Raw genomic sequence first — 4,955 nt, 5'->3', positions numbered from 1 at the left:
AGCCTGCCCGCCGGACTGACGCCGGCACCCGATGGCGGCCAGGCCTGGCGACGGCATTTTGGTCTCCTCGGCAAGCTGCTTACGGGGGAGCCCAACCATGGATGATGAAACGGTCGGACCCGATCTTCATCCGATCGAAGGGACGCGGGAGCGCCGTTGGCGCCTGGCGATCGGCGCCGACGATGAGTCCTCCTCGGCGCTGTCGCAGGAGGACCGGCGGCTTTCGGCAGCCCTCGATGCGCTCTACGGCGACGGCAGCGGCGACGCCGGCGATCCGCGCAAGCGGCGCGGCGGGCTTGGCCGTTCGGCGCCGCGCGTCGCGCAATGGATGGGCGATATCCGCTCTTTCTTCCCCGAGCAGGTGGTCCAGGTCGTGCAGAAGGACGCCTTCGAGCGCCTGAACCTGAAGCAGATGCTGATGGAGCCGGAATTCCTCAAGGCGATCGAGGCCGACGTCAATCTCGTTGCCGATCTGGTCTCGTTGCGCTCGGCGATGCCGGAAAAGACCAAGGACATTGCCCGCTCGATCATTTCCGACATCGTCGCCAAGCTGATGCAGCGTCTCGAGCAGAAAACCGCCGAGGCGATCCGCGGCGCGCTCGACCGTTCCAGGCGCATCAACCGGCCGCGGCAGCGCGACATCGACTGGCCGCGCACTATCGCGGCGAACCTTCGCCACTACCAGCCAGACCACAAGACCGTGGTGCCGGAAAAGCTCGTCGGCTTCATGCGCCGCCAGCGTCGGCTGGTCGACCTCGACGAAGTGACGCTCTGCGTCGATCAGTCCGGCTCGATGGCAAGTTCGGTCATCTACGCCTCGATCTTCGCGGCCGTGATGGCCTCCTTGCCGGTCGTGCGCACCAAGCTGGTCTGCTTTGACACCGCGATCGTCGATCTGACCGAAGAGCTCAGCGATCCGGTCGAGGTGCTGTTCGGCGTCCAGCTTGGCGGCGGAACCGACATCAACCAGGCGGTCGCTTATTGCGCCGAGCGCATCGAGCGGCCGACCAAGGCGCATTTCGTCCTCATCACCGACCTCTACGAAGGCGGCAACGGTCAGGAACTGCTTCGTCGGCTGGCTGCGCTGGTGCGGTCGGGCGTCAATGTCGTTGTGCTCCTGGCGCTCACCGACCAGGGCCGTCCCGGCTACGACTCTTCCATGGCCGGCTCGGTCGCGGCATTGGGCGTCCCGGTCTTCGCCTGCACGCCGGACCATTTTCCCGACATGATGGCGGCGGCGCTGCGCCGGGAGGACATCGGCGCTTGGGCGGCGGGAGCGGACATCAAGCTTATTCGCCCGGATTCGGAAACGCCAAGCGCAGCCGAATAGCTTCGCCACCCTTCCGACGCTGATCAGGGCGCTTTCTCGCTGATCAATTCAAACCGCTCGATCTCACAGTGTTGGCCGACCAGCGCCAGCACCTCAGTTGACGGCTCGACTGCATCTGGCTGCCGCCATTTGACTTGGAAGGAAAACACGAAGCGGTCGCGGTCGGCATCGTGCTCCATGCCAACGAAGCGGGCATCGTATCCGAGCGGCCGTACGATCTCCTGGAGGTCGGGCGGGGCTGTCTTCGGCCATGAGACCGCAAGGATCGCCTTATGGTCGCGCGGGATCTTGAGATCGACCCACTTCAGGGCCTGCAGCGTCACCAGCGTCAATGCTGTAGCAATCGCGCCGAGGCCGAACTGGCCGCCGCCGAAGGCCAGCCCGATCATCGTCATGATCCACATGGTGGCGGCGGTGGTCACTCCGGTGACGAGATCGCCGCGCCTGAGGATGGCGCCGCCGCCGATGAAGCCGACGCCGGTGAGCACGCCGAGCGCAAAGCGCAGCACATCCATGCGCACGAATGAGTCCGGTCCCTTACCGGCAACGTCGAGCAGCATGTTGGCCTGGACCATGGCGACGCACGCCGCGAGGCCGACCAGGATGGTCGTCCGCAGGCCGGCGGAATGGCCGCGCGCTTCGCGATTCAAGCCGATGAGGAAGCCCGCGACCAGCGTCAGCAACAGCCGCGCAACGAGATCCGGCCATGTCGGATGAAGCGGCATGTCGCAGCAGAGCGGCTCGAGCATTTCCCGTCGGCGACGCCGGTCGGCGCACCCTCCATTGCGTCAGGACAGTTCAACTAAGCTCGGCCATGGATGGTTCCTTGGCCAATGCCGATGACGTGAGGTTCCGCGGGACTGGTGCCGTGGGAGGGTGGGCGTGCTCCCGCGACCGGCTGGAACCCGGTCGCGGGAGGAGGTGGCTCAGCCGAACTTCGGGTCGAGGCTGCCGGCCTTGTAACGCTTGGCCATTTCCGACAACGGGATCGGCTTGATCTTCGGCGCGTTGCCGGCTGTGCCGAACTGCTCGAAGCGTTCCTTGCAGAGCTTCTTCATCGCCGCCATGGCCGGCGTCAGATATTTGCGCGGATCGAACTCGGAAGGGTTCTCGGTCAGCACTTTGCGGATCGCGCCGGTCAGCGCCATGCGGTTGTCCGTGTCGATGTTGATCTTGCGCACGCCGTGCTTGATGCCGCGCTGGATCTCTTCCACCGGCACGCCCCAGGTCGGCTTCATCTGGCCGCCATATTTGTTGATGATCTCCTGCAGCTCCTCCGGCACCGATGACGAGCCGTGCATGACCAGATGCATGTTGGGCAGGCGGCGATGGATCTCCTCGATCACGTTCATCGCCAGCACCGCGCCATCCGGCTTGCGCGAGAATTTGTAGGCGCCGTGGCTGGTGCCCATGGCCACCGCCAGCGCATCGACATGGGTGTCGCGCACGAACTGCTCGGCCTGCACCGGGTCTGTAAGCAACTGATCGTGGCTGATGGCGCCTTCGACGCCGTGGCCGTCCTCCTGCTCGCCGCCGCCGCTCTCCAGCGAGCCGAGCACGCCGATCTCGCCTTCCACCGAGACACCGCCCCAATGCGCCATATCGACGACGCGGCGCGTGATGCCGGAATTATAGGCGTAGTCGGCCGGCGACTTGCCGTCTTCCTTCAGCGAGCCGTCCATCATCACCGAGGTGAAGCCGTACTGGATCGCGGTGACGCAGGTCGCTTCGTTGTTGCCGTGGTCGAGATGCATGCAGACCGGAATGTCGGGGTGGATCTCGACCAGCGCGTCGATCAGCTTGGCCAGCACCACATCATTGGCGTAGGCGCGCGCCCCGCGGCTCGCCTGGAGGATGACCGGCGACTTGGTCTCCTCGGCCGCCTCCATGATGGCGAGGCCCTGTTCCATGTTGTTCATGTTGAAGGCAGGCACGCCATAGCCTTGTTCGGCGGCATGGTCGAGCAATTGTCTCAGTGTGATGCGAGCCAACGAATAGTCTCCCGTATCTGGTTCGAGCCCGTGTTTGAAAGGGCCGCCCGGGCGGGCGGCCCCGTTGCTTCTGGCCGGATTTCTAACCTACCGCAACCTTTTGAAGCCCTTTCGGCCGCAATTCTTGTTGCAGGGCTGAAATCCGGCCCGAGTCGAGCCTAAGCGGCGATCCGCTCGCGCGCGGCAAGGATTTCGACGCAGGCCTTCGCCGCTTCCTTGCCCTTCACCAAAAAATGCTCATGGAAGAAGCGGCGGTGCTCGGCGCTCTCATGATAGTTGTGCGGCGTGAGCACGGCCGAGAGCACCGGGCGAAGATTAGCTGCGCTCGGGAAACATCGCCTTCAGCGCCTCGCGCGAAGCCTTCGCCACGCCGCGCTCGGTGATCAGCCCTGTCACCAGCCGAGCCGGCGTCACGTCGAAGGCGGGGTTTGCCGCCGGCGTTGCGTCGGGCGAGACGCGCACCTGCGCGACCTTGCCGTCGGCCGTCCTACCCCACACCAGCGAAACCTCCTCACTCGCGCGCTCCTCGATCGGGATTTCCGCAAGCCCGTCGGCGACCGTCCAGTCGATGGTGGGCGAGGGGAGCGCGACATAGAAAGGGACGTCGTTGTCGGCGGCGGCTAAAGCCTTGAGATAGGTGCCGATCTTGTTGCAGACGTCGCCATTGGCCGTCGTGCGGTCGGTGCCGACGATCACCATGTCGATGTCGCCATGCTGCATCAGATGCCCGCCGGCGTTATCGACGATCAGCGTGTGCGGCACGCCGTGGCCGGCCATTTCCCAGGCGGTCAGCTGGGCGCCCTGGTTGCGCGGCCTGGTCTCGTCGACATAGACGTGGACCGGAATGCCGGCTTCCGTCGCCAGATAGATTGGCGCCGTGGCGGTGCCGTAGTCGACCGTCGCCAGCCAACCGGCATTGCAATGGGTGAGAATGTTGACCGCCTCGCCAGGCTTCTTTTTCGCCGCGATCTCCTTGATGATGGCAAGCCCGTTCTCGCCGATGGCGCGATTGAGCCCGACATCCTCGTCTGCGATCTCGGCGGCGCGCCGGTAGGCGGCCTCGGCGCGCTCTCCCGGCGCCAGCGGCTTCAGAAAACGCCGCATCTCGTCCAGCGCCCAGCGCAGGTTGATCGCCGTCGGTCGCGTTTTGTGCAGCGTCTCCCACGCCGCGTCGAGCGCTTCGTCCGAGGGATCGTCGGTCATCTGGATGGCGACGCCGTAGGCGGCGGTGACGCCGATCAGCGGCGCGCCGCGCACCCACATGTCGCGGATCGCGGTGGCGATGCCGGGAAGGGTTCCGATCGTCTCGACGCGAAACTCATGCGGCAGCCAGCGCTGGTCGATGATCTCGACCGAGCGTTTGTCGTCGCTGAGCCAAATTGTACGATAGTGGCGTTCGCCGACGTTCAAAGGCTCTTCTCCTGTTCGACCAGCGCGGCCAATGCGTTGACCTCGTCGATGCTGTGGATCTGACGCCGGTTCACGGCGATGTGGCGGCCGAAGCGCAGCGCCTTTGCTTCACATTTGGCGCGAAGGTCTGCGTCGGCAATGGTCTCGAAATCGGCATTGTGGGCGAGACCGAGGATACGTCGGTGCACCTCGATGCCGGCGAAGCCGAGCAGGTCGGTCCAGAT

At 65.1% G+C, this 4,955-nt stretch carries 4 protein-coding genes and 2 pseudogenes; 1 reads left to right on the top strand and 5 read right to left on the bottom strand.

Annotated elements, in window-relative coordinates; all coding sequences use genetic code 11:
* The first annotated feature begins 97 nt into the window (after positions 1 to 97).
* Positions 98 to 1,330, top strand: a complete 1,233-nt coding sequence (locus EOA60_RS18770; protein ID WP_095823876.1) for a VWA domain-containing protein — start codon at positions 98 to 100, stop codon at positions 1,328 to 1,330.
* 23 nt (positions 1,331 to 1,353) lie between these two features.
* Here EOA60_RS18770 and EOA60_RS18765 read toward each other — a convergent pair whose 3' ends face one another.
* The 5 genes and pseudogenes from EOA60_RS18765 to EOA60_RS18745 all read right to left on the bottom strand — a co-directional run.
* Positions 1,354 to 2,079 carry an MgtC/SapB family protein gene (locus tag EOA60_RS18765; protein ID WP_095776270.1) on the bottom strand — a complete coding sequence of 242 codons (726 nt, stop codon included), beginning with the start codon at positions 2,077 to 2,079 and terminating at the stop codon, positions 1,354 to 1,356.
* A 177-nt stretch (positions 2,080 to 2,256) separates the two neighbouring features.
* The gene (gene fba, locus EOA60_RS18760) at positions 2,257 to 3,321 is read right to left on the bottom strand and encodes a class II fructose-bisphosphate aldolase (protein WP_067327727.1); all 1,065 of its coding nucleotides are present in this window, start codon (positions 3,319 to 3,321) and stop codon (positions 2,257 to 2,259) included.
* A 158-nt stretch (positions 3,322 to 3,479) separates the two neighbouring features.
* A pseudogene (locus EOA60_RS18755) lies at positions 3,480 to 3,629 on the bottom strand (6,7-dimethyl-8-ribityllumazine synthase); the annotation flags it as partial.
* A gap of 7 nt (positions 3,630 to 3,636) precedes the next feature.
* A complete protein-coding gene (mtnA, locus tag EOA60_RS18750; RefSeq protein WP_095823875.1) occupies positions 3,637 to 4,731 on the bottom strand; it encodes an S-methyl-5-thioribose-1-phosphate isomerase in 1,095 nt (364 codons plus the stop codon).
* Positions 4,728 to 4,955, bottom strand: a pseudogene (locus EOA60_RS18745) (S-methyl-5-thioribose kinase); the annotation flags it as partial. The pseudogene EOA60_RS18745 and the gene mtnA, both read right to left, overlap by 4 nt.

Origin of the sequence: Mesorhizobium sp. M1A.F.Ca.IN.020.06.1.1 (assembly GCF_004023265.1) — a bacterium.
Classification (GTDB): Bacteria; Pseudomonadota; Alphaproteobacteria; order Rhizobiales; family Rhizobiaceae; genus Mesorhizobium.
This window is presented reverse-complemented; position numbering and strand designations above follow the sequence as displayed.

Excerpts from the sequence above, each read along its gene's own strand:
- EOA60_RS18770 (WP_095823876.1), top strand. The coding sequence starts at position 98 with ATGGATGATGAAACGGTCGGACCCGATCTTCATCCGATCGAAGGGACG.
- EOA60_RS18765 (WP_095776270.1), bottom strand. The coding sequence starts at position 2,079 with ATGCTCGAGCCGCTCTGCTGCGACATGCCGCTTCATCCGACATGGCCG.